This is a genomic window from Bacteroides sp. D20, from assembly GCF_003436255.1.
Classification (GTDB): domain Bacteria; phylum Bacteroidota; class Bacteroidia; order Bacteroidales; family Bacteroidaceae; genus Bacteroides; species Bacteroides uniformis.
On the sequence record NZ_QSOO01000002.1, the window covers coordinates 300,685 to 322,830 of the forward strand.

Here is a 22,146-nt window from a genome sequence, read left to right on the forward strand (position 1 = left end):
ATTATGGTAAGCAGTCAAAAAATGGCTATTGATTGCAAACTCTATCTTCGCTGCGAACAAAAATTTTAGGATTTATGTATATTTTACTTTCAATACCAGACCGAGGCCTTGCCTCATGGAGAATCTCTCCAATCATTTTGTGTTAGGAACAAAGTTCCTTATAACATCTTTCAGAAATGGTTCAAGGATACCCGGAAAAAAGTAATTGAAGTCCAGATTAATGGTGCTCCTGAAATAGGTCATGAGGAAAAATCCAAGACTAGTGTTCAATCTCAATCAGTATCACAAAGCAGAAATGATATCCCAGTTCGTATTTTGGTTGCCATTCGTATAAGCAATGGCTTACATTTGTCCCGAAAGAATTTAAGCTATCAAGATTTAGTTCGTATGGTAGAGAATTTGGAGGGTTTATGTTGAGTGTTACCGGTCTGAATCATTTTTATTATGTCCGTGACTTTACCGATATGCGTTGTAAACACAGCCGTGTGTTGTCAATCATTCGTGAACGACTTCACCGTGAGACCTGGTGTAAAGTGCGTAAATATGATCACTATAAGAAGTGCTACATTTGGGTGCTGGTCAACAAGGCTCAGAAAACAGCTATTTTCTTCTATGAGAATGGCTCGCGCGGTCGTGATGTACTTACAGACTTTTTGGGTGATGCAGAATTGAAGAGTATTATGTCCGACGGATACAATGCTTATGTATTTATCGGCAATGAGCTGAAATCAGCCCGGTTTAAAGATACTGTACACCAAGTTTGTATGTCTCATGCCAAAAACAAGTTTGTCAAGGCTTCCAATCAGGGTAGTGAACCGACAGCAGAACGCTTTTCCGAAATTTTAAAGGAGTTCTTTATGAGGGGGCGTAAATACGATGATGCCGGACTCACTTCCAAAGAAAGGTTGCGGGAAAGGCAAAGCTTGGAAACGAAGGAACTCCTGATAGAGTTGCGCTGTTTGTTGGACAGTGAACTGTCAAAGGATTCAGAATTTAGAAGTCAGTATTATAAGGAAGCTCTCAATTATCTGAACCGGTTCTGGAAAGAGATTTTTGCTTACTTGGATGATGGTGAATTACCGATAGACAACAATCTAGCTGAGCGAACCATTCGAAAGCTGACTACTCAACGCAACAATTCACTTCATTATGGTAGTGATGCCGGAGCAGAGATGGCTGCAACTTATCACAGTGTGATAGGAACGGTAAAGCTTCATGGCAGTTCTATCTGGAACTTCATCGGAACTTTTTTCAAAAATATCTTTAACGGGTGCAGGGATTATGTTAACATGGTTCCTGACAAAATCACTTTGACTACCAGCCAATGTTAAATTCAAGACTAATTGATTAACAAAACTCGGTTTGAGGCACTGAAAAGTGCCCTTTCGAAGGGGGGGATGCCTTAAATTGAGTGCTTATGAACTTGGCTGTATGCCGATAGTTAAAAAACAATCGAATTTGATAACATTTTTTTGTGAGATACTTATTCTGGTGCCTTATAAAAAGGATATGCTCTAATTTGAGTTTTAACCCCTAAATTGAGTATTAATTTGGATTTTAATATATTGTAAGATTTGGTTTGTAGCTTACATAATTGTATGTAGTCTGTTTGACAATGGAAAAATGGTATAAAGAAAATAAAAACAATACATCTGTAAAATTTGTATTGTTGGGAATTAATCCTTTATTAGGTTTCTTGAGTGCATTGGTCGACTTGAAAACAAAATCTTCTTTTATCATTCTCTTCTTATTTTTTATTTGCATAGGTTTTTCTTTAACAATTCCTGAAATCAGGACAGATAAATGTAACTATGATGCCATTACTTATAGGCAGAATTTTGAGGCTTATACTAAGTATGATACAAATATATTTTTCTCTAATTTAAAAGATTGGGTAGCGTTAGAAGGAGAATCGGATTTTTATGCGGACACTTTATATTTTTTGGTTTCTCGATTTTCGGGAAACTATCATATAATGTTTATGGTGACTGCATTGGTCTTTTCATTTTTTTTGTTGAAATCGTTGAGATTTTTTGTGTTAGACGAACATTTTGATAGGTCTTTATGTTGCTATATCCTCTTATATCTTTTTCTTTCTAATCAGATCTTGAATCTAAATATGTTTCGGTATTATACGGCAATGTGGATTACCGTATATGCTTTGTTGAATGTTTTTGTTTTACATAAAACAAAATATTTATTTTTATTATTGTTAACTCCTTTTTTTCACGGTTCATTTTGGCTCATTTATGCACTGTTTTTATTATTTTATTTAACTGTAAAATGGAAAAGGATTTGGGAAATATGCTTTATCATTAGCATTTTTGTAGGAGAATTATCTTTAGAGTTATTTAGGGAAAGTGCTGAATTCATACCTCTTTTGACAAACCATTTTGAAGGATATCTGGATGAAAATTATGTGTATCGGATAAATGAAGGAGGAAGCGGTCATATTTGGGTTGTACGTTTTTTGGAAAGGTGTTCAATCGGGTACATTAATTTACTTATCCTAGTGTTGATAATTAATTATAAAAAACATATAAAGGGGACAGATTGTACTGTAATTTATATTTTTTTATTGGTGTTGATGTCCTTTGTTAATTTTACTATAGTAATTCCTTCGTTAGGTAGCAGATTTGTAATGCTAGCTTTTCCATTTATTGCTTATGTTTGGTTGCGGTGTCTTTTAATTAGGAAAAATAATATATATATATATGGATTGGGATGTATGTTCATTGTACATGCTCTTCTTCCTTTTAATATTTATCAATTTCCGTGCATTCAACATTATTTGTCATTGTTGGAAACTTGTTTCTTTTATGCAAGCCCACTTTATTTAGTAAATAAATATATTTTTTGGTTGTAAGCATGATAAAATATAGTAGGCTAATAGGGAGTAAAGATGGTAAGATATTGGTCTCAAATTTCCTGTATTTAACCTTAATGCAGGTTGCAGGCTTTATCTTTCCTTTGTTGACATTGCCTTATTTAGCTAAAATTATAGGAACTAATGGGTTTGGTCGTATTGCTTTTGCTTCTGCTGTAATTATATGGTTGCAGACTATTTCTGATTGGGGATTTAATTATACAGCTACCCGAAATATTGCTAGAAATAGAGATGATAAACAGATCGTTTCAAAAATATTTTCTTCAGTTTTTTGGGCTCGTTGTGTTCTTATGATCTTCTCTTTATTTTTGTTAGTATTACTTTTTTGTATAATATCTGAATTCAAAGAAAATGCAGATATTATTTTGGTGACATTTTTGATGATTCCTGGGAATATCATGTTTTCTGAATGGTTTTTTCAAGGCATTGAAAAAATGAAATATATAACTTTTTTAAATCTTTTAGCTAAATTTTTTTTTACTATTTGTATTTTTCTTTTTGTAAAAGACAAAGATGACTATATATTACAGCCTTTGTTTGTGTCATTAGGATTTATATCCTCTGGCTTTATAGCTTTATATATTATCCTATTTAGGTGGGAGATACAGTTGACTAGGCCAGTTTGGACAGATATAAGGAAAACAATAAAAGATAGTACAAATGTATTTATAAATAATTTAATGCCTAATATGTATAATAGTATGGCCACCATATTATTAGGTTTTTTTTCTAGTGAAACTATGGTTGGCATTTATTCATCAGGAAAAAATTTCGTATCAGTTTCTAATACAATGTTAGCGATTATATCTCGTACTTTTTTTCCTTATCTTTCCCGAAAAGAGAATAAGCATCGTATCTATGCTAAAATTAGTATATGCATTACTTTAATAGTTGTGGTTGCATTATTTGTTTTAGCTCCATTTATCATCCATCTATTTTATACAGAGGATTTTTCCGATTCTATTAAGGTGTTAAGAATTACTTCAATATCTTTATTATTTATAACATTAAATAATGTTTATGGGACAAACTATTTGTTGATTCATAACTGTGACAAATTATTGAGAAATATAGTTGTTGTAGCATCCTTAACAGGATTTTTAATCTCCTTTCCATTAATTTATTATTGGGGATATATCGGTGCTTCTTTGACTTTCTTATTTACGAGTATGATGTTGGGAACATTGTCTACTTGTTTTGCTATAAAAGTGAAAAGAAATCAGTGTAAATAAATATATTGAAATGGATTTTGGTAAAATTTGAATAGAATGAAGCATCTTCTTTTCTTTATTAGTGGTTTGGGCTCCGGCGGTGCACAAAGGCAGATTGTGGAATTGGCTGTTGGCTTTAAAGGTATGGGATATAATGTCCGTTTTTTGATATATCAAAAAAAATGGAGTGAATTTTATTATCAATATATAGTCAATCATGGTATTGAGATAGATGGAATTTACGAGGATAATTATTTAAAACGTATTTATAAAGTACGTAGGTATATTCGTTCTCATAAGTTTGACGTAGTAATCGCTTTTCTGGAAGCTCCCTCTTTTATGGCAGAATTATCAGGCTTCCCTAGTAGGAAATGGAAACTTATTGTCGGAGAGAGAAGTGCGGATCCTGCCAAACGCTCATCTTTTAAGTTGAGGCTTTTTTTAAAGTTTCATAGATTTGCAGATTATATAGTTGCTAATTCTTATGCGAATATCAATATTGTAAAAGAAGTGGCACCTGGAATATTATCAAGGAAGTTCAATGTCATATATAATATGCTTGATAAGGAAAGATTATTACCTAATGAAAATTTTACATATAGAAAGAACGGAAAATTGAATTTGCTGGTTGCTTCCAGCCATCGATATCTTAAGAATTTAAATGGATTGATTGAAGGTGTCCACTTAATGGATTCTCAATATCGTGATAATCTTAGAATTTCATGGTTTGGGAATAGTAGGTTTGACACTTCTTTGGAAGATGGGCTTCAAAAAATTCAATCTTATGGTTTGCAGGATATCTTTTCTTTTCATAAGGAGACATTGAATATTTATGACTATATGAGGGAAGCTGATGCGGTTGGTTTGTTTAGCTTTTTTGAGGGGCTTCCTAATGCTATTTGTGAAGGGATGTATATGGGGAAACCGATTGTTGCCACACGTGTGTCTGACGTTCCTTTGTTGGTGGAGGATAATGTGAATGGATTTTTGTGTGAGGCAAACTCTCCTTCTTCTATTTCGCATGCTTTGACTCTGCTGGTGAAGTGTTCTGTGGTCGAATTGTCTGATATGGGAAAACGGAATAACACGAAAGCTGAAGAGTTATTTAATAAGTCCCGTATCTTAGGTGATTACGAAAAAATGTTTTAGACTTTTATGAATATTTTATTGATTTCTAGAGGATATCCTTCTAATAGAGATGTTCAGTGGGGATGTTTTGAGCGTGATCAAGCTAAGGCTTTACAAAAATTAGGGCATACAGTAACTGTAATGTCCATAGATGGTAGATTTAGGCTATATAAACGAAGGTTAGGCATTACTCAAATAAGTGATGATGGTATTAATGTCTATAATATGTTTTACTGTCCTTTTGTTATTCTAAGATTATTGGGTAGTAAGTTTTTCTTAAAAGTATTAAGTTGGCAGACCAATAGGTTATATGAGGAAATAAAAAAAAGGGAGATTCCAGATGTTATATATGCCCATTATCTGACCAATATATATTCTGCTGCAATAATTAAGCAGCACTATAATATACCTGTGGTGGGAATAGAGCATTGGAGTATGCTGAATAGAAAGCTCTTGCCTTCGTATGTATCTATAATGGGAAATATAGGATATAGGATTGCTGATAAACTTATAGCTGTATCTGATTCTTTGAAATGTAATATTTATAATCATTTTGGTGTAAATTCTATTGTTATACACAATATGATTGGAGAGGAGTTTACTAATAGGCAAATAGTTGATAGAAAAAAGATTGTTTCTGGAAAACTAAATATTATAGCATTGGGAAGTTTGTTTTATGGAAAGGGATATGATATTTTGATATCAGCATTTGCAAAGACAGGGCTGTCGAAGTTTGGTTGCAAAATCACTATTGTAGGAGAAGGTGGTCAAAGAACAAAATTGCAGGCGCAGATAGATGGATTAGGGCTTGAAAGGTCAATTCGGTTGGTGGGGCAGAAAAATAAACATGAAATCATTGAAATAATGGACTCATGTAATTTATTCATTCATCCATCTAGAGGAGAAAATTTTTCAGTTGCCATACTTGAAGGACTTGCTTCTGGATTGCCAGTGATAGCTACATTATGTGGTGGAGCAGCCCAGTGCATAAATGAAAATAATGGTCTTCTTGTGGAAGTTGGTGATATAGACCAATTGGAAAAAGCTATAAAATATATGTATGAGCATATTGATGAATATAACAATATGGAAATTTCAAATGAATGTTTATCTAAGTATTCTTCTGTAGCCATAGGAAAACAGATAGAAAATGTTTTGAATGAGGTTATAAATCGTTGAAATATGAAACAGTTGGTAATTATTGGTGCTGGTGGTATGGGACGTACTATGTTCGATATGGCACGAGAGTCTTGGGGACATGAAACCGAATTTGTCGTTAAAGGATTTATTGATGATAACGTAAAAGCATTGAATGGCTTTGAAGGTTATCCTCCTATTGTAGAAACTATATCAGGTTATTTACCTTGCGCAGATGATGTGTTTATATGTTCTATTGGTGGCGCTTCTAGAGTAAAATGTATATCTGAGATTATAGCACGTGGGGGAGAATTTATTCCTTTAATACATAAAACAGCTCGTATAGGAAGTAATGTGGTGATGGGAAAAGGTAATTTAGTAGGTGCATTTACAACTATAGCAGCTGATGCTAAAATTGGTGATTACAATTTTATCCAATCGTTAACTATTATTGGTCATGATGTGACAATTGGTAGTTGGAATAGGATTGACTCGCAAGTGATGATGGTAGGAGCCACTACAATCGGGGATCATAATATGATTCATACAGGAGCAATGATAAACCATAATGTACATATTGGTGACAATTGTACCATCGGAGCATGTTCGTTTGTAACGATGGATGTTGAGTCGGGATCAACCTTATTTTCTTCACCTGCAAGAAGGCTAAAATGATGAGTGAATTACTGAAAGATAAAGTCTGTATCGTAACGGGTGCAGCTCAAGGCATAGGTAAGTCTATTGCCTTGAAAATGATTGAAGATGGTGCAATAGTATATGGCTGTGATCGTTTGGAAGGTTCCATGAGCGCTTTAGAGCTTGAGTTTGAAAGATTTCATGCATTGTATTTTGACGTGACCCATGCACAAGCTGCTAAAGAATCTATGATGCGAGTTAAAAAGGAGCAGGGGCACATAGATGTATTGGTTAATAATGCGGGTGTAGTGTTCAATAAGAAAATAGGTATGATTGTTAGGGAAGAGACTGAATTGATGTTTCGTGTCAATGTGATTGCCGTGATTGAGTTGGTGCAATTAGTGTCTCGTCTGATGGCTCGCAATGGCGGAGGTTCCATTGTAAATATTGCATCTGTTACGGCTGTATTGGGCTCTCCGGGACAATCGGCTTATTCGGCTACAAAAGGGGCTATCATTTCTTTTACAAAGTCGGCTGCTAAAGAATTGGCTCCGATAGGTGTACGTGTCAATGCTGTAGCACCCGGTATCGTGAAAACAGAGCGTTTTGCCGAGCTTTATGAAGATAGTAAAGAAAAAATAGATATGCGCATCGCTAAGATTGCTTTGGGGCGTTTGGGATCTCCTGATGATATAGCTAATGCGTGCTCTTTCTTGGCTTCGGATCGTTCTTCATATATCTCTGGTCAGATATTGGGGGTAGATGGTTGCGCTTCAATTTAATGAAATAATTCTTGGTTATGATATTACAATTGAATAAACATCCGCAGGAAGCAATTGCTGCTATTGATGCAATGGAAAACATCCTGACTTACGGAGAGTTGGTGGATTTTTCTAATGAGATAGGCACTCTTATACCTTCTCGTTCCTTACTTTTCTTGTTGACAGAGAACAATGTGGGTGGTGTGGCCTGGAGTATAGGATGTCTTAATTCAGGAAATGTTCCTTTGATTTTGAATGCGCATATTGAAGAGGGATTATATAAGAATCTGTTTGAAATATACCGACCTTCTTATTTATGTGTACCTGTTGTAATGGCTATTTCTTTAACCTCCTATGAAGTGGTAACGGAACGTTATGGGTATGTGTTGTTGAGGATAGGCTTAGAAGCTTGTCCGATGTATGAGGATTTATCCCACTTATTACCTACTTCCGGCTCTACGGGAAGCCCTAAATTAGTGAGGCATAAATATGAAAATATTGAGGCCGCGGCACTTAATATATCCACATTCTTCCAATTAACAAAGGAAGACCGGCCGTTATTGGTATTGCCTCTTTATTATACTATGGGGCTTTCTGTTGTGTTCAGCCATCTCTATGTAGGTGCTACGATACTTATAACTAATCAGAACATGACTGACCGAGCTTTTTGGAATTTTATAAGGGAACAAAGGGCTACTAGTTTTACAGGGGTTCCTTATAGTTTTGAGATTCTGAATATGATGCGTTTCTTTCGTATGGACTTGCCTGATTTGAGATTGTTGACACAGGGAGGCGGTAAAATGCCTCGTCAGTTAAATTTAAAGTTTGCAGAATATTGTAGGGACAATGGCAAGCAGTGGATTGCTACTTATGGACAGTCGGAAGGCACAGCCCGTATGGCTTATTTACCTGCGGAGTGGGCCGTTGAGAAAGTTGGTAGTATAGGATTAGCAGTTCCTAATGCCGAATTGTCGCTAATGGACAGTGAAGGGAATCTTATTGAAGAGGCAAATACCGAAGGTGAGATGTGTTATCGCGGTAAAAATGTGACACTTGGATATGCCCGTAAACGAGAAGATTTACTTTTGGGAGATGAACGCAATGGATTTATGCGTACCGGTGATTTGGCTTATCGTGATGAGGATGGATGTTATTACATTGTAGGTCGTATAGGACGTTTCTTGAAATTATTTGGGATGCGTATTGGACTGGATGAATGTGAACAGATAATCAAAGGAAAATTTCCTATAGAGTGTGCTTGTGTAGGAACGGATGAAAGAATGGTTATTTATCTCACAAACGGGCAATATGCTCAACAAGTGAAAGAATTGTTGGTAGAGAAAACAAAATTGGTAGCTTCTGTTTTCGATGTACGAATAATTGATGAAATACCCAGAAATGAAGCAGGCAAGATATTGTATAGTAAGTTTAATATATAAAAGTTGTAATAGAAATGACTAATATTGAGAAATATAACGCTGCTTTTGTAGAAGTGTTTGGTGTGACAGAAGAGGTCTTGAATGACAGTTTTTCAAAAGAAAATGTAGAAGGATGGGACTCGGTTCATCAACTGAATATAATTTCTATCTTGGAAGACTCTTTTGATGTAATGTTCGAGCCTGAAGAAATTATGGAGTTAACTTCTTATGGGAAAGGAATTGAGATTTTGAATAGGTATGGTATTGATTTGAAACTTTGAATTGTGCTATGCAAATAAGAAGAATTCTGTGGGGGATTCTCGTTGATTTATATCCTCGTTATCTCCGTTGGAGATACGGAATGGATATAGGTAAAAATTGCAGAATTTCATGGAAAGCTCATTTAGATAAGTCATTAACCCTAAAGGTATCCATATTGGGGATAATACTTGGGTGCTTTCTGGTGCTATGATATTGGCACATGATCATTGTAGAAGTTTGAAAGCTGATACATATATTGGTAAAAATTGTGTGATAGGAGTTCGATCAATAATTATGCCAGGCTTATATGTTGGTAATCAAGTGGTTATAGGAGGGGGTAGCGTGGTTACAAAAAATATTCATTCGAATTGTATTGCAGCAGGAAATCCTGCAAAGATATTGAAAGAGAATGTAAATGTTCAAAATGGAAAAATATTAATGAATTGATTAACGAATGTTATGCTATATTCTTGCTTTTTAAAACGTACGATTGATTTTATTGTTGCTTTCTTTGTTTTGGCAGTTATCTGGCCCATATTACTTCTTCTGATAATTTTCCTCCATTTCACCAATAAGGGTGCCGGTGTCTTTTTCACCCAGGATCGCCCTGGAAAAAATGCCCGGATATTCAAAGCCATAAAGTTTAAGACAATGACAGATGAGCGGGATTCTGGAGGAAACTTGTTGCCGGATGCTGAACGCCTGACAAAGATTGGTAAAATAGTCCGTTCTCTTTCCATAGATGAATTGCCACAATTAATTAATGTATTAAAGGGGGATATGGCATTGGTTGGCCCCCGTCCTTTATTGCCGAAGTATCTTCCTTTATATTCAGAGGAACAGTTCCGTCGCCATGAAGTACGTCCAGGAATTACGGGGTGGGCACAGGTAAACGGACGGAATGATATCAGTTGGAAACGTAAGTTTGAACTGGATGTGTGGTACGTGGATCATATTTCTTTCTGGCTGGACGTGAAGATTATTATGCTAACCATAAAGAAAGTGTTCGTTAGAGAAGGGATCAATAAGGAAGGTAATGCTACCACTGAGCCTTTCAACGGTCATAACTGAAATGAACATCCATCAGATTGTCAATTCTGTTTTCACCTCCAATGCTTATATACTGTCTGTTGAGGGGAAAGATGGGCATGTATTGATAGATATTGGGGATATTGCTCCTATAAAGCAGTGTGTTCAGGAAAAGTGCGGAACGGTACAAGCCTTGTTTCTGACTCATACTCATTACGACCATATTTATGGTATAAAAGATTTATTACGATTGTATCCTGATTGCACAGTTTACACTTCCTCTTTCGGTAAGGAGGCTTTAGGTTCGGATAGACTTAATTTTTCCCGTTATCACAATGATCCTGTAATATGGATGGGAGATAATGTGACGGTTTTACATGAGAATGATAAAGTGGAAATATTTCCGGGAATTTTCGTGGAAGTGTTTGAAACTCCCGGACATGATAAAAGCTGCCTTACCTATAAAGTCGAGAACAATGTTTTCTCGGGTGATTCATATATCCCGGGTGTTAAAGTCATTGCCTCATTCCCTAATAGCGATAGGGAAGATGCACGGATCTCGAAAGAACGTATCATGGAATTAACAAAGGATTGCAGTCTGTATCCCGGTCATGGAAACATTTATGAGTAAATTATTCCGATATCTGGAAAGGATTTATAAAGCCGTTTCCTTTCTTTTTATTCCCCACTATGTGAGGAATCCGAAGTCTGATCATTAAATAATCACATATATATTTATGGATAAAACCATTTATCTCTGCCTTGCCCATATGAGCGAGGAGGGTATTGAACAGAAATATGTAAAAGAAGCCTTCGATACGAACTGGGTGGTTCCTCTCGGTCCTAACGTGAATGCTTTTGAAGAGGATTTGAAACGTTTTGTAGGCGAAGGCAAGGAAGTGGTGGCACTTTCGGCCGGTACGGCGGCAGTACATTTGGCTCTGTTGGCTTGCGGAGTGGGACAGGGTGACGAAGTGATTGTACAAAGCTTCACATTCTGTGCGTCTTCGCATCCGGTCACTTATCTGGGGGCTGTTCCGGTATTTGTGGATTCTGAGAAAGAAACTTGGAACATGTCTCCGGAACTGTTGGAAGAAGCCATCAAGGACCGCATTGCCAAGACTGGCAAAAAGCCAAAAGCTATTGTTCCTGTGGCATTGTACGGCATGCCCTATGACTGTACACGTATCATGGAGATAGCCGATAGGTATGCTATTCCAGTGGTGGAAGATGCTGCCGAAGGTTTTGGCTCCCGTTTTAAGGGACAGGTACTGGGGACGTTCGGCAAGTTCGGGGTGCTGAGCTTTAACGGTAACAAGATGATTACTACCAGTGGCGGTGGTGCGTTGATTTGTAAAGATGCCGAAAGCAAGAATCAAATCATGTGGTATGCCACGCAGGCTCGTGAGGCTTATCCTTATTACCAGCATGAGGCGATAGGGTATAACTATCGCATGAGTAATATATGTGCAGGTATTGGTCGTGGTCAAATGACCGTTGCCGATAAGCATATTGCACATCACCGGCATGTGCAGGCTCTCTATAAGGAACTGCTTAAGGATGTGAAGGGGGTATTGCTGCATGAAGCTCCTTCGGCTGATTATGACTCTAATTTCTGGCTTTGTACAATCACTCTGGATTCTTCACTTCGCATCAAAGGGCAGGAAAATGCTTATAAGGATGTTGTCAAGACTGCCGTAGGTGGTGCTGCTGGTGTGATTCATGCCGTAGAATGTGCTACAACAGATTGCCAGCCCAACGAGAATGTGGAGGCTTTGCGTGCTTTTATGCTTGGCAAAAAAATAGAGGCACGCCCGGTATGGAAACCGATGCACAAGCAGCCGGTCTATAAGGATGCTCCGGCTTATATCAATGGGGTATCCGAAGCTATTTTTAAAATCGGTATGTGCCTTCCTGCCGGGCCGTGGGTGACTGATGAAGATGTATATTATATTGTGGAGTGTATAAAAGAGGCCATAGTAAAATAATAGATGAAAATACAGCTTTTTTAACTACGACCTTGACAACGCTGTCGGTTGCCAATACGTTTGTCAATGCGGATTTCATCTATACGTTGTCTGTTCCGTTCTAGTCTTCTGCTTCTTCAATTTCTGCAAGCGTGCCAAATATTCACCGCCTGATGCTTCATGAGAATATTGGACTACCGCATCGCAAACATCTTATCAGATTATGGCGAATGAACTGAAGATTCCCCATGTCATAGTATCTTCGACCTATATGGCAGTACAGGCAATCATCATCGTAGGATATCTTGATTAAGTTGGCTTGCCTAATCTGTTAGATTGTAAATCAATACTTTATAAACTTATCTCAGAAAACAGCTTCAGCGAGGCTGTTTTCTTTGTTTACAGGCAAATATATCCTCACCTTTGCATTGTTGATCAACAAAACGAGATTAAAAACCATGTTGAATTAAAAATGTAAAAAGGAGAAAGAAAGTATGCCTTTATTTTATTATGCAAGACAGTCGTCTCTGGCGACGAAAGAGGGTGCCAAACTTTGGCATCTGAGTTTGAAGAAAGTGGGAAGAGCCGTGGATGCACAACAGCTGGCTGAGGTGATTGCCGAGAAGTCTTCCCTGACTCCGGGTGACGTACATAATGTAATCCGTAACCTGATGACGGTAATGAGGAGCCAGTTGCTGAACAGCCGTACGGTGCGTCTGGATGGCTTGGGCACATTCACCATGAAGGCCCGTACGCGAGGTAAGGGAGTGGTCAAATCTGAAGACGTGAATCCCAATCAGGTGACTGCTTTGCGCTGCCAGTTTACTCCGGAATACACGCGCCCGGCTGCCATCGGCACTACGCGTGCCCTGCTCCAGGGTGTGGAGTTTGAGAAATGGACGGGAGTGGTGACTGACGGTAAGGATGATGCCGGTGATGGTGGTAATTCCGGTGGCGGTTCCGACGGTGACCAGGGAGAGAACCCGTTAGGATAAGATGTATTTACTGATTTAGAAAGATTAAAACTATGAAAAAGAACGTTTGGGACAAAATTTTGAAGGTAGTGATAGCTGTTGCTTCTGCCATATTGGGAGCTTTAGGTGCCAATGCAATGAATGTATAAATTGTAGATTCATGTAGTAATATTAGGAGAAAGGCGGTGAAGGAAAAGCACTTCATCGCCTTTTTGTTATTTTCTTCATTTATAATTCCCTGCCAACCAAAAAATCTTATTACCTTTGCAGGTCACTTTTGGAAACAATAAAAATATAATGATATGAATATCTCTTATAATTGGTTGAAAGAGTATGTCGATTTCGATTTGACACCGGATGAAGTTGCTGCGGCACTGACCTCCATCGGACTGGAAACGGGAAGTGTGGAAGAGGTGCAAACCATTAAAGGCGGACTGGAAGGACTGGTCATCGGCGAAGTGCTGACATGCGAAGCTCATCCCAACTCGGACCATATGCACGTCACTACGGTGAACCTGGGACAAGGTGAACCCGTGCAGATTGTATGCGGCGCTCCGAATGTAGCTGCCGGACAGAAAGTGGTAGTAGCCACGTTGGGTACAAAACTGTATGACGGTGACGAATGCTTTACCATCAAGAAGTCAAAGCTGCGTGGCGTGGAATCTGTCGGCATGATTTGTGCTGAAGATGAAATAGGTATCGGTACGGACCACGCGGGTATCATCGTACTGCCGGAGACTGCTGTTCCGGGTACGCTTGCCAAGGACTACTATAACATCAAGAGCGATTACGTGCTGGAAGTGGACATCACCCCCAACCGTGCCGATGCTTGCTCACATTATGGGGTGGCACGCGACTTGTATGCCTACTTGATACAGAACGGTAAGCCGGCTACTTTAAAGAAACCTTCGGTAGATGCTTTTGCGGTAGAAAATCACGACTTGGATATTAAAGTAACTGTAGAGAACAGCGAGGCATGTCCCCGATATGCCGGCGTTACGGTGAAAGGGGTTACAGTGAAAGAAAGCCCCGAATGGTTGCAGAACAAGTTGCGTATTATCGGCCTGCGTCCTATCAATAATGTGGTGGATATTACCAACTATATCGTCCATGCTTTCGGCCAGCCGCTGCACTGCTTCGATGCAGATAAGATTAAAGGCGGTGAGGTGATTGTAAAGACCATGCCGGAAGGTACTCCGTTTGTAACTCTTGATGGCGTGGAGCGTAAATTGAACGAACGCGACCTGATGATTTGCAACAAGGAAGAGGCGATGTGTATTGCCGGTGTATTCGGCGGTCTGGATTCCGGTTCTACGGAAACCACCAAAGATGTATTCCTTGAAAGTGCTTACTTCCATCCCACATGGGTGCGCAAGACAGCCCGTCGTCATGGATTGAACACAGATGCTTCTTTCCGTTTTGAAAGGGGTATTGACCCGAATGCCACTATTTACTGCCTGAAGCTGGCAGCTTTGATGGTAAAGGATCTTGCCGGAGGTACCATTTCTTCTGAAATAAAAGATGTGTGCGCCGCTCCTGCCAAGGATTTCCGTGTGGAACTTGCCTATGAGAAAGTGAACTCACTGATTGGTAAAGTTATTCCGGTGGATACCATCAAGAGCATCGTGACAAGTCTGGAAATGAAGATTGTAGACGAGACAGCCGAAGGGCTTACACTGGATGTTCCTCCTTACCGTGTGGACGTGCAGCGCGATTGCGATGTAATAGAGGATATTCTGCGTATCTACGGATATAATAATGTGGAGATTCCGACTACCTTGAAGTCTTGTCTGACTACCAAGGGTGAATATGATAAATCCAACAAACTGCAGAACTTGGTTGCCGAGCAGCTGGTGGGCTGTGGTTTCAATGAGATTCTGAACAACTCGTTGACGCGTGCCGCTTACTATGACAACTTGGAGTCTTATCCGTCGAAGAATCTGGTAATGTTGCTGAATCCGTTGAGTGCAGACTTGAATGCCATGCGTCAGACACTGCTTTTCGGTGGATTGGAAAGCATCTCGCACAACGCCAACCGTAAGAATGCAGACCTGAAATTCTTTGAATTCGGTAATTGTTATCACTTCAACGAGGAAAAGAAGAATCCGGAGAAAGTGCTTGCCGCTTATTCCGAAGACTATCATCTTGGTTTGTGGGTGACTGGCAAGAGGGTGACCAACTCATGGGCTCATCCGGATGAGAACAGCTCGGTATATGAGCTGAAGGCATATGTTGAGAATGTCTTTGCCAGATTGGGGCTGCACATGCATGATTTGGTTGTCGGCAATCTGACTGATGATATCTATGCTGCCGGTTTATCCGTACAGACAAGGGGTGGAAAGCGGTTGGCTACTTTCGGTATTGTAACAAAGAAGCTGCTGAAGGCATTCGATATTGACAACGAGGTTTACTATGCCGATTTCAACTGGAAAGAATTGCTGAAGGCTATCCGCAATGTGAAGGTGAGCTATACGGAAATTTCCAAGTTCCCTGCCGTGAAACGCGACTTGGCGTTACTGCTTGACAAGAAAGTGCAGTTTGCGGAAATTGAGAAGATTGCCTACGAGACGGAGAAAAAGCTGCTGAAGGAGGTCTCTCTCTTCGACGTTTATGAGGGTAAGAATCTGGAAGCAGGTAAGAAGAGTTACGCGGTGAGTTTCCTGTTGCAGGATGAGAATGCCACGTTGAACGATAAGCAGATTGACAAGATTATGTCCAAACTGGTGAAGAACCTGGAGGACAAGTTGGGTGCCAAGCTGCGTTGATTCATTATTCAGAATTTATAATTCATAATTTAAAATACAGTTCCAATGGGAAGAGCGTTTGAATATAGAAAAGCTGCCAAATTGAAAAGATGGGGTCACATGGCAAAGACCTTTACAAGACTGGGTAAACAAATTGCTATTGCGGTGAAGGCCGGTGGTCCGGAGCCGGAAAACAACCCGACACTGCGTTCGGTTATCGCTACTTGTAAGCGTGAAAACATGCCGAAGGATAATATTGAACGTGCTATCAAGAATGCGATGGGTAAGGACCAGAGCGACTATAAGGGTATGACTTATGAAGGATACGGTCCTCACGGTGTAGCTGTTTTTGTGGATACACTGACCGATAACACTACCCGTACAGTAGCCGATGTGCGTTCCGTGTTCAACAAGTTCGGCGGTAACTTGGGAACAATGGGTTCACTGGCTTTCTTGTTTGACCACAAGTGTGTGTTCACTTTCAAGAAGAAAGACGGTATCGATATGGAGGAACTCATTCTTGACTTGATAGACTATGACGTAGAGGAAGACTACGAAGAGGATGAAGAAGAAGGTACTATCACTATTTATGGTGATCCGAAAAGCTATGCAGCTATCCAGAAACATTTGGAAGAGTGCGGTTTTGAAGATGTCGGCGGTGAGTTTACCTATATCCCGAACGATATGAAGGATGTGACTCCCGAGCAACGCGAAACCATCGACAAAATGATAGAGCGTCTCGAAGAGTTTGATGATGTACAGACGGTTTATACTAACATGAAACCGGAAGAAGGCGGAGAATAATGACATATACATACAAGACGCAAGGTACGTGTAGCAGTAACATCGAACTGGATGTGGAAGATGGTATTGTGAAAGAGGTGGCATTTTGGGGTGGATGTAATGGAAACCTGCAAGGACTTTCACGTTTGGTGAAAGGCATGCCGGTAGATGCGGTGATTGCCCGTTTGGAAGGAATTCGCTGCGGAAGACGTTCCACTTCCTGCCCCGACCAATTGTGCAAGGCATTGCACGAGATGGGGTATTGAGCCTCCTGCCTGAAAGAATGGATGAGAGCCCCTGACATTGAAAGATGCCAGGGGCTTTTTTTGAACCTAACATGGAGGTATTTGTTATTATTTGAGTATTTTTACGCTCTTAATTGAACAGATACAATGAAGAATATTTTTAAAGACTTGAAACGGAGAGACCACAAACGCTATCTGGGCGGTCTGGACGTTTTTAAATATATAGGTCCCGGACTGCTGGTGACTGTGGGCTTTATTGACCCGGGGAACTGGGCATCTAATTTTGCGGCAGGGTCTGAATTTGGCTATTCATTGCTGTGGGTCGTGACTTTATCCACTATCATGCTGATTGTATTGCAGCATAATGTGGCGCATCTGGGAATTGTAACCGGCTTGTGCTTGTCCGAAGCCGCTACCAAATATACTCCTTCCTGGGTGTCGCGTCCCATATTGGGTACAGCGGTATTGGCTTCCATCTCGACTTCGCTGGCAGAGATATTGGGAGGTGCCATCGCTTTGCAGATGCTGTTTGACATTCCCATCATATGGGGCTCTATCTTGACTACCGTATTTGTAGTCGTCATGCTTTTCACTAATTCCTACAAGAAGATAGAACGTTCCATCATTGCTTTTGTTTCGGTCATCGGGCTCTCCTTTATCTATGAGCTGTTTCTGGTGAAGATAGATTGGCCGCTGGCCGCACAAGGGTGGGTGACACCTTCGTTCCCGCATGGGAGCATGCTGATTATCATGAGTGTGCTCGGTGCGGTGGTGATGCCGCATAATCTGTTTCTGCACTCGGAAGTGATACAGAGCCATGAATATAATAAGAAAGATGATGCATCCATCCGTAAGGTGTTGAAATATGAATTGTTCGACACGCTGTTCTCTATGATTGTGGGATGGGCCATCAACAGTGCCATGATACTGCTGGCAGCGGCAACTTTCTTTAAAAGCGGTATTCAGGTGGAAGAGTTGCAGCAGGCCAAATCCTTGCTGGAGCCGTTGCTGGGGAGCAGTGCTGCCGTGGTTTTTGCATTGGCATTACTGATGGCGGGTATATCTTCCACGATAACCAGCGGTATGGCGGCAGGTTCTATCTTTGCCGGTATTTTCGGAGAATCCTATCATATCAAAGACAGTCACTCGCAGGTGGGTGTGATTCTGTCATTGGGTATTGCACTGCTGCTGATTTTCTTTATCGGAGACCCGTTCAAAGGACTGCTGATTTCACAGATGATACTGAGCATCCAGCTGCCGTTTACGGTTTTCCTGCAAGTAGGACTGACTTCTTCGCGCAAAGTGATGGGGCAGTATGTAAACAGCAAATGGAGTACATTTGTACTTTATGCCATTGCTGCGGTGGTCACTGTGCTGAATATCATGCTGCTGGTATCCGAGTTGACATCTTGAATAATTCATTTCTAAGAAATCAAATAAGTATGAAGATTATTACATATAACGTAAATGGGCTACGGGCTGCCGTGACAAAAGGTTTTCCCGAGTGGCTGGCACAAGAGCAGCCGGATGTGCTTTGTTTGCAGGAAACAAAGCTGCAACCGGAACAGTATCCGGCAGAGGCGCTGGATGCTTTGGGGTATAAGCATTACCTGTATTCTGCACAGAAGAAGGGGTATAGCGGAGTCGCTATTTTGAGCAAGCAAGAACCGGACCATGTGGAATATGGTATGGGTATTGAAGAATACGATAACGAAGGGCGCTTTATCCGTGCCGACTTCGGCGATGTGTCCGTTGTGAGTGTTTATCATCCTTCCGGTACCAGCGGTGATGAACGCCAGGCCTTTAAGATGGTCTGGTTGGAGAAATTCCAGGAATATGTATTGGAGCTGGAACGTACGCGTCCTAAACTCATTCTTTGCGGCGATTATAATATCTGCCATGAGGCAATAGACATTCACGACCCTATCAGGAATGCCACTAACAGTGGCTTCCTGCCTGAAGAGCGGGAGTGGATGACGCGCTTTCTCAATGCGGGATTCATAGATTCCTTCCGTTGGCTTCATCCCGACAAGCAGGAATACACGTGGTGGAGCTATCGCTTTAACTCACGTGCCAAGAACAAAGGGTGGCGTATTGATTATTGCATGGTGAGTGAGCCGGTGCGTCCGATGTTGAAGGAGGCGAGAATATTGGGTGACGTTGTCCACTCGGACCATTGCCCGATGTTGTTGGAAATTACAGAATGATTATGGAAACAAAAGACAGAATCGAAAAAGCTGTGGAGCTTTTCAAGAGTGGCTATAACTGTTCGCAATCGGTAGTGGGAGCTTTTGCAGATATGTATGGTTTTACAGAAGAGCAGGCTTTCCGGATGTCCGCCTCTTTTGGTGGTGGCATAGGTCGTATGAGGCAGACATGCGGTGCTGCATGCGGCATGTTCCTATTGGCCGGATTGGAAAAAGGAGCTGTGGAAGGCAAGGACCGTGAAGGTAAGGCGGCAAACTATGCGTTGGTGCAGGAGCTGGCTGCTGAATTCAAGAAACGAAATGGCTCTTTGATATGTGCTGAACTGTTGGGATTGAGAAAACCGGAAGGTTCGTCCGTTCCGGAAGCCCGTACCGAGCAGTATTATGCTAAACGCCCGTGTGCCAGGATGGTAGAGGTAGCTGCCCAAATTTGGACCGAATACCTGGAAAAAACGTCCTCAAAGTAAGAAAAAAGAACTTTTTTACTCCTTAGTAAGAAAAAAAGTGCCTAATAACGTGTTGTATAACATAAATATACCTATCTTTGCAGCGATATAAAAACACCGACATCTCTATCTTTGGAGATGAGGATAACGTTTAACTAAAAGCAAATAGAAATGTTAAAAGAAAAAGCTGGTAATGTTGCAGGACAGATTTGGACTGCACTGAATGGCACAGATGGCTTGACTCACAAGCAAATCAAGAAAGCAACTAAACTGATCGACAAGGACTTCTTCCTGGGATTGGGCTGGTTGTTAAGAGAAGACAAGGTTTCTACTTCTGAAGTGGAAGGCGAATTGTTTGTAAAGCTGAACTAAGCGAGGAATTGATTGGAATGTTATAAAAAGATGCGTTGGTACATGAATATGTTATCAACGCATTTTTTTTATTTGCTCTGTTTTCATTATCTTTGCGCACCCAATTAATAGATAGTTATTGACAATGAAGAATATACGAAATTTTTGCATTATTGCCCATATCGACCACGGTAAATCAACTTTGGCAGACCGTCTGCTGGAATTTACCAATACTATACAAGTAACTAACGGACAGATGCTGGATGACATGGACCTTGAGAAGGAAAGAGGTATCACCATCAAGAGCCATGCCATACAAATGGAGTATACATATAAAGGCGAAAAGTATATTCTGAACTTGATAGACACTCCGGGACACGTTGACTTCTCGTACGAGGTGTCACGTTCCATCGCCGCTTGTGAAGGAGCGTTGCTTATTGTAGATGCTTCGCAAGGAGTGCAGGCGCAGACCATTTCAAACCTCTATATGGCGATTGAGCATGATTTGGAGATTATCCCCGTCATCAACAAATGTGACATGGCAAGCGCCATGCCCGAGGAAGTGGAGGACGAAATCGTTGAACTGTTGGGCTGCAAGCGTGATGAGATTATCCGTGCTTCCGGCAAAACAGGCATGGGAGTGGAAGAGATTCTGGCTGCGGTCATTGAGCGTATCCCTCATCCGGAGGGTGACGAGGAAGCTCCGTTGCAGGCGTTGATTTTCGATTCTGTCTTCAATTCTTTCCGTGGTATCATTGCATATTTCAAGATAGTGAACGGTGTGATTCGTAAAGGGGATAAAGTGAAATTCTTCAATACAGGCAAGGAATATGATGCGGATGAAATCGGAGTGCTCAAAATGGAAATGATGCCACGTCCGGAGTTGCGTACGGGGGATGTGGGCTATATCATCTCGGGTATCAAAACCTCTAAGGAAGTGAAAGTAGGTGATACGATTACGCATATTGCCCGTCCTTGCGAAGAGGCCATCGCCGGTTTTGAGGAGGTGAAGCCGATGGTTTTTGCCGGTGTGTACCCCATCGAGGCAGAAGATTTCGAGGACTTGCGTTCTTCTTTGGAGAAGTTGCAGTTGAATGATGCTTCGCTGACTTTCCAGCCTGAGTCTTCATTAGCTTTGGGCTTTGGTTTCCGTTGCGGTTTCCTTGGGCTGCTCCATATGGAGATTGTGCAGGAACGCCTTGACCGTGAATTTGACATGAACGTTATCACCACCGTGCCCAACGTTTCCTACAATATCTATGACAAGCAGGGAAATATGACCGAAGTGCATAACCCCGGCAGCATGCCCGACCCTACCATGATAGACCGTATTGAGGAGCCCTATATCCGTGCCTCGGTGATTACCACCACTGATTACATCGGCCCTATCATGACTCTTTGTCTGGGCAAGCGTGGCGAGCTGGTGAAGCAGGAATATATTTCAGGTAACCGTGTAGAAATATACTATGACATGCCTCTTGGCGAAATAGTTATCGATTTCTATGATAAATTGAAGAGTATCTCTAAGGGATATGCCTCTTTTGACTATCATCCCAACGGTTTTCGTCCTTCCAAACTGGTGAAGCTGGATATTTTGCTGAACGGTGAGCCGGTGGATGCTCTTTCTACCTTGACACACTTTGACAATGCCTACGAGTTGGGACGCCGGATGTGCGAGAAGTTGAAAGACCTGATTCCGAGACAGCAGTTCGATATCGCCATTCAGGCTGCTATCGGTGCCAAGATTATTTCCCGGGAAACGATTAAAGCTGTGCGTAAGGACGTAACGGCCAAATGTTATGGTGGTGACGTGAGCCGTAAACGAAAATTACTTGAGAAACAGAAGAGAGGTAAGAAGCGTATGAAACAGATTGGTAATGTGGAAGTACCTCAGAAAGCCTTCCTGGCAGTCCTGAAGCTGGATTGATGTCGAAAGGATGAAATCTTAAATCAAATATACT

The 22,146-nt window shown here is 40.7% G+C and carries 23 protein-coding genes and 1 pseudogene; all 24 read left to right on the forward strand.

What is annotated here, in order from left to right; all coding sequences use genetic code 11:
* The first annotated feature begins 78 nt into the window (after positions 1-78).
* The 24 genes and pseudogenes from DXD78_RS21240 (at position 79) to lepA (ending at position 22,112) form a co-directional block, all read left to right on the forward strand.
* Positions 79-417 (forward strand): hypothetical protein, encoded by a 339-nt coding sequence (locus DXD78_RS21240; protein ID WP_117652494.1) that lies wholly within the window; start codon positions 79-81, stop codon positions 415-417.
* A gap of 101 nt (positions 418-518) precedes the next feature.
* A pseudogene (locus DXD78_RS03125) lies at positions 519-1,331 on the forward strand (transposase); the annotation flags it as partial.
* A gap of 284 nt (positions 1,332-1,615) precedes the next feature.
* Entirely contained in the window at positions 1,616-2,866 is a 1,251-nt protein-coding gene (locus tag DXD78_RS03130) for an EpsG family protein (protein ID WP_117652495.1), read from the forward strand.
* Between the two features lie 2 nt (positions 2,867-2,868).
* The gene (locus tag DXD78_RS03135; protein WP_117652496.1) at positions 2,869-4,119 is read left to right on the forward strand and encodes a flippase; all 1,251 of its coding nucleotides are present in this window, start codon (positions 2,869-2,871) and stop codon (positions 4,117-4,119) included.
* 36 nt (positions 4,120-4,155) lie between these two features.
* Positions 4,156-5,247, forward strand: coding sequence for a glycosyltransferase (locus tag DXD78_RS03140; protein WP_117652497.1), 1,092 nt, complete (start codon positions 4,156-4,158; stop codon positions 5,245-5,247).
* Positions 5,248-5,253: 6 nt separating this feature from the next.
* Positions 5,254-6,405: a glycosyltransferase family 4 protein gene (locus DXD78_RS03145; RefSeq protein WP_117652498.1), complete on the forward strand. Its 1,152-nt coding sequence runs from the start codon at positions 5,254-5,256 to the stop codon at positions 6,403-6,405.
* Positions 6,406-6,408: 3 nt separating this feature from the next.
* The gene (locus DXD78_RS03150; protein ID WP_117652499.1) at positions 6,409-7,038 is read left to right on the forward strand and encodes an acetyltransferase; all 630 of its coding nucleotides are present in this window, start codon (positions 6,409-6,411) and stop codon (positions 7,036-7,038) included.
* Positions 7,038-7,781 carry an SDR family NAD(P)-dependent oxidoreductase gene (locus tag DXD78_RS03155; protein WP_117652531.1) on the forward strand — a complete coding sequence of 248 codons (744 nt, stop codon included), beginning with the start codon at positions 7,038-7,040 and terminating at the stop codon, positions 7,779-7,781. Before DXD78_RS03150 ends, DXD78_RS03155 begins: the two co-directional genes overlap by 1 nt.
* Positions 7,782-7,798: 17 nt before the next feature.
* On the forward strand, positions 7,799-9,199 hold the full coding sequence (locus DXD78_RS03160; protein WP_117652500.1) for an AMP-binding protein: 1,401 nt from the start codon (positions 7,799-7,801) through the stop codon (positions 9,197-9,199).
* 14 nt (positions 9,200-9,213) lie between these two features.
* On the forward strand, positions 9,214-9,459 hold the full coding sequence (locus DXD78_RS03165; RefSeq protein ID WP_117652501.1) for an acyl carrier protein: 246 nt from the start codon (positions 9,214-9,216) through the stop codon (positions 9,457-9,459).
* Positions 9,460-9,676: 217 nt separating this feature from the next.
* The gene (locus DXD78_RS21245; RefSeq protein ID WP_227741087.1) at positions 9,677-9,886 is read left to right on the forward strand and encodes a DapH/DapD/GlmU-related protein; all 210 of its coding nucleotides are present in this window, start codon (positions 9,677-9,679) and stop codon (positions 9,884-9,886) included.
* Positions 9,887-9,898: 12 nt separating this feature from the next.
* Entirely contained in the window at positions 9,899-10,510 is a 612-nt protein-coding gene (locus DXD78_RS03175) for a sugar transferase (protein WP_117652502.1), read from the forward strand.
* Entirely contained in the window at positions 10,476-11,099 is a 624-nt protein-coding gene (locus DXD78_RS03180; protein WP_233534005.1) for an MBL fold metallo-hydrolase, read from the forward strand. Before DXD78_RS03175 ends, DXD78_RS03180 begins: the two co-directional genes overlap by 35 nt.
* 106 nt (positions 11,100-11,205) lie before the next feature.
* Positions 11,206-12,456: a DegT/DnrJ/EryC1/StrS aminotransferase family protein gene (locus tag DXD78_RS03185; RefSeq protein WP_117652504.1), complete on the forward strand. Its 1,251-nt coding sequence runs from the start codon at positions 11,206-11,208 to the stop codon at positions 12,454-12,456.
* 473 nt (positions 12,457-12,929) lie between these two features.
* A complete protein-coding gene (locus DXD78_RS03195) occupies positions 12,930-13,430 on the forward strand; it encodes an HU family DNA-binding protein (RefSeq protein ID WP_005828259.1) in 501 nt (166 codons plus the stop codon).
* Between the two features lie 32 nt (positions 13,431-13,462).
* Positions 13,463-13,558, forward strand: a complete 96-nt coding sequence (locus tag DXD78_RS21000) for a smalltalk protein (protein WP_005828262.1) — start codon at positions 13,463-13,465, stop codon at positions 13,556-13,558.
* A 153-nt stretch (positions 13,559-13,711) separates the two neighbouring features.
* Positions 13,712-16,174, forward strand: coding sequence for a phenylalanine--tRNA ligase subunit beta (pheT, locus tag DXD78_RS03200; RefSeq protein ID WP_117652505.1), 2,463 nt, complete (start codon positions 13,712-13,714; stop codon positions 16,172-16,174).
* A 45-nt stretch (positions 16,175-16,219) separates the two neighbouring features.
* Complete coding sequence (locus tag DXD78_RS03205) at positions 16,220-16,957, forward strand: YebC/PmpR family DNA-binding transcriptional regulator (RefSeq protein ID WP_005828265.1); 738 nt, start codon at positions 16,220-16,222, stop codon at positions 16,955-16,957.
* Positions 16,957-17,202: a TIGR03905 family TSCPD domain-containing protein gene (locus DXD78_RS03210; protein WP_005828266.1), complete on the forward strand. Its 246-nt coding sequence runs from the start codon at positions 16,957-16,959 to the stop codon at positions 17,200-17,202. The genes DXD78_RS03205 and DXD78_RS03210 overlap by 1 nt, the downstream gene beginning before the upstream one ends.
* A 126-nt stretch (positions 17,203-17,328) precedes the next feature.
* Positions 17,329-18,594 carry an Nramp family divalent metal transporter gene (locus DXD78_RS03215; protein WP_008663224.1) on the forward strand — a complete coding sequence of 422 codons (1,266 nt, stop codon included), beginning with the start codon at positions 17,329-17,331 and terminating at the stop codon, positions 18,592-18,594.
* A gap of 29 nt (positions 18,595-18,623) precedes the next feature.
* Positions 18,624-19,388, forward strand: coding sequence for an exodeoxyribonuclease III (locus DXD78_RS03220; RefSeq protein WP_005828268.1), 765 nt, complete (start codon positions 18,624-18,626; stop codon positions 19,386-19,388).
* A complete protein-coding gene (locus DXD78_RS03225) occupies positions 19,385-19,855 on the forward strand; it encodes a C-GCAxxG-C-C family protein (RefSeq protein ID WP_022401337.1) in 471 nt (156 codons plus the stop codon). The genes DXD78_RS03220 and DXD78_RS03225 overlap by 4 nt, the downstream gene beginning before the upstream one ends.
* A gap of 150 nt (positions 19,856-20,005) precedes the next feature.
* The gene (locus DXD78_RS03230; protein ID WP_005828272.1) at positions 20,006-20,206 is read left to right on the forward strand and encodes a winged helix-turn-helix domain-containing protein; all 201 of its coding nucleotides are present in this window, start codon (positions 20,006-20,008) and stop codon (positions 20,204-20,206) included.
* Positions 20,207-20,330: 124 nt separating this feature from the next.
* Positions 20,331-22,112 carry a translation elongation factor 4 gene (gene lepA, locus DXD78_RS03235; protein ID WP_005828274.1) on the forward strand — a complete coding sequence of 594 codons (1,782 nt, stop codon included), beginning with the start codon at positions 20,331-20,333 and terminating at the stop codon, positions 22,110-22,112.
* The last annotated feature ends 34 nt before the right edge of the window (positions 22,113-22,146 follow it).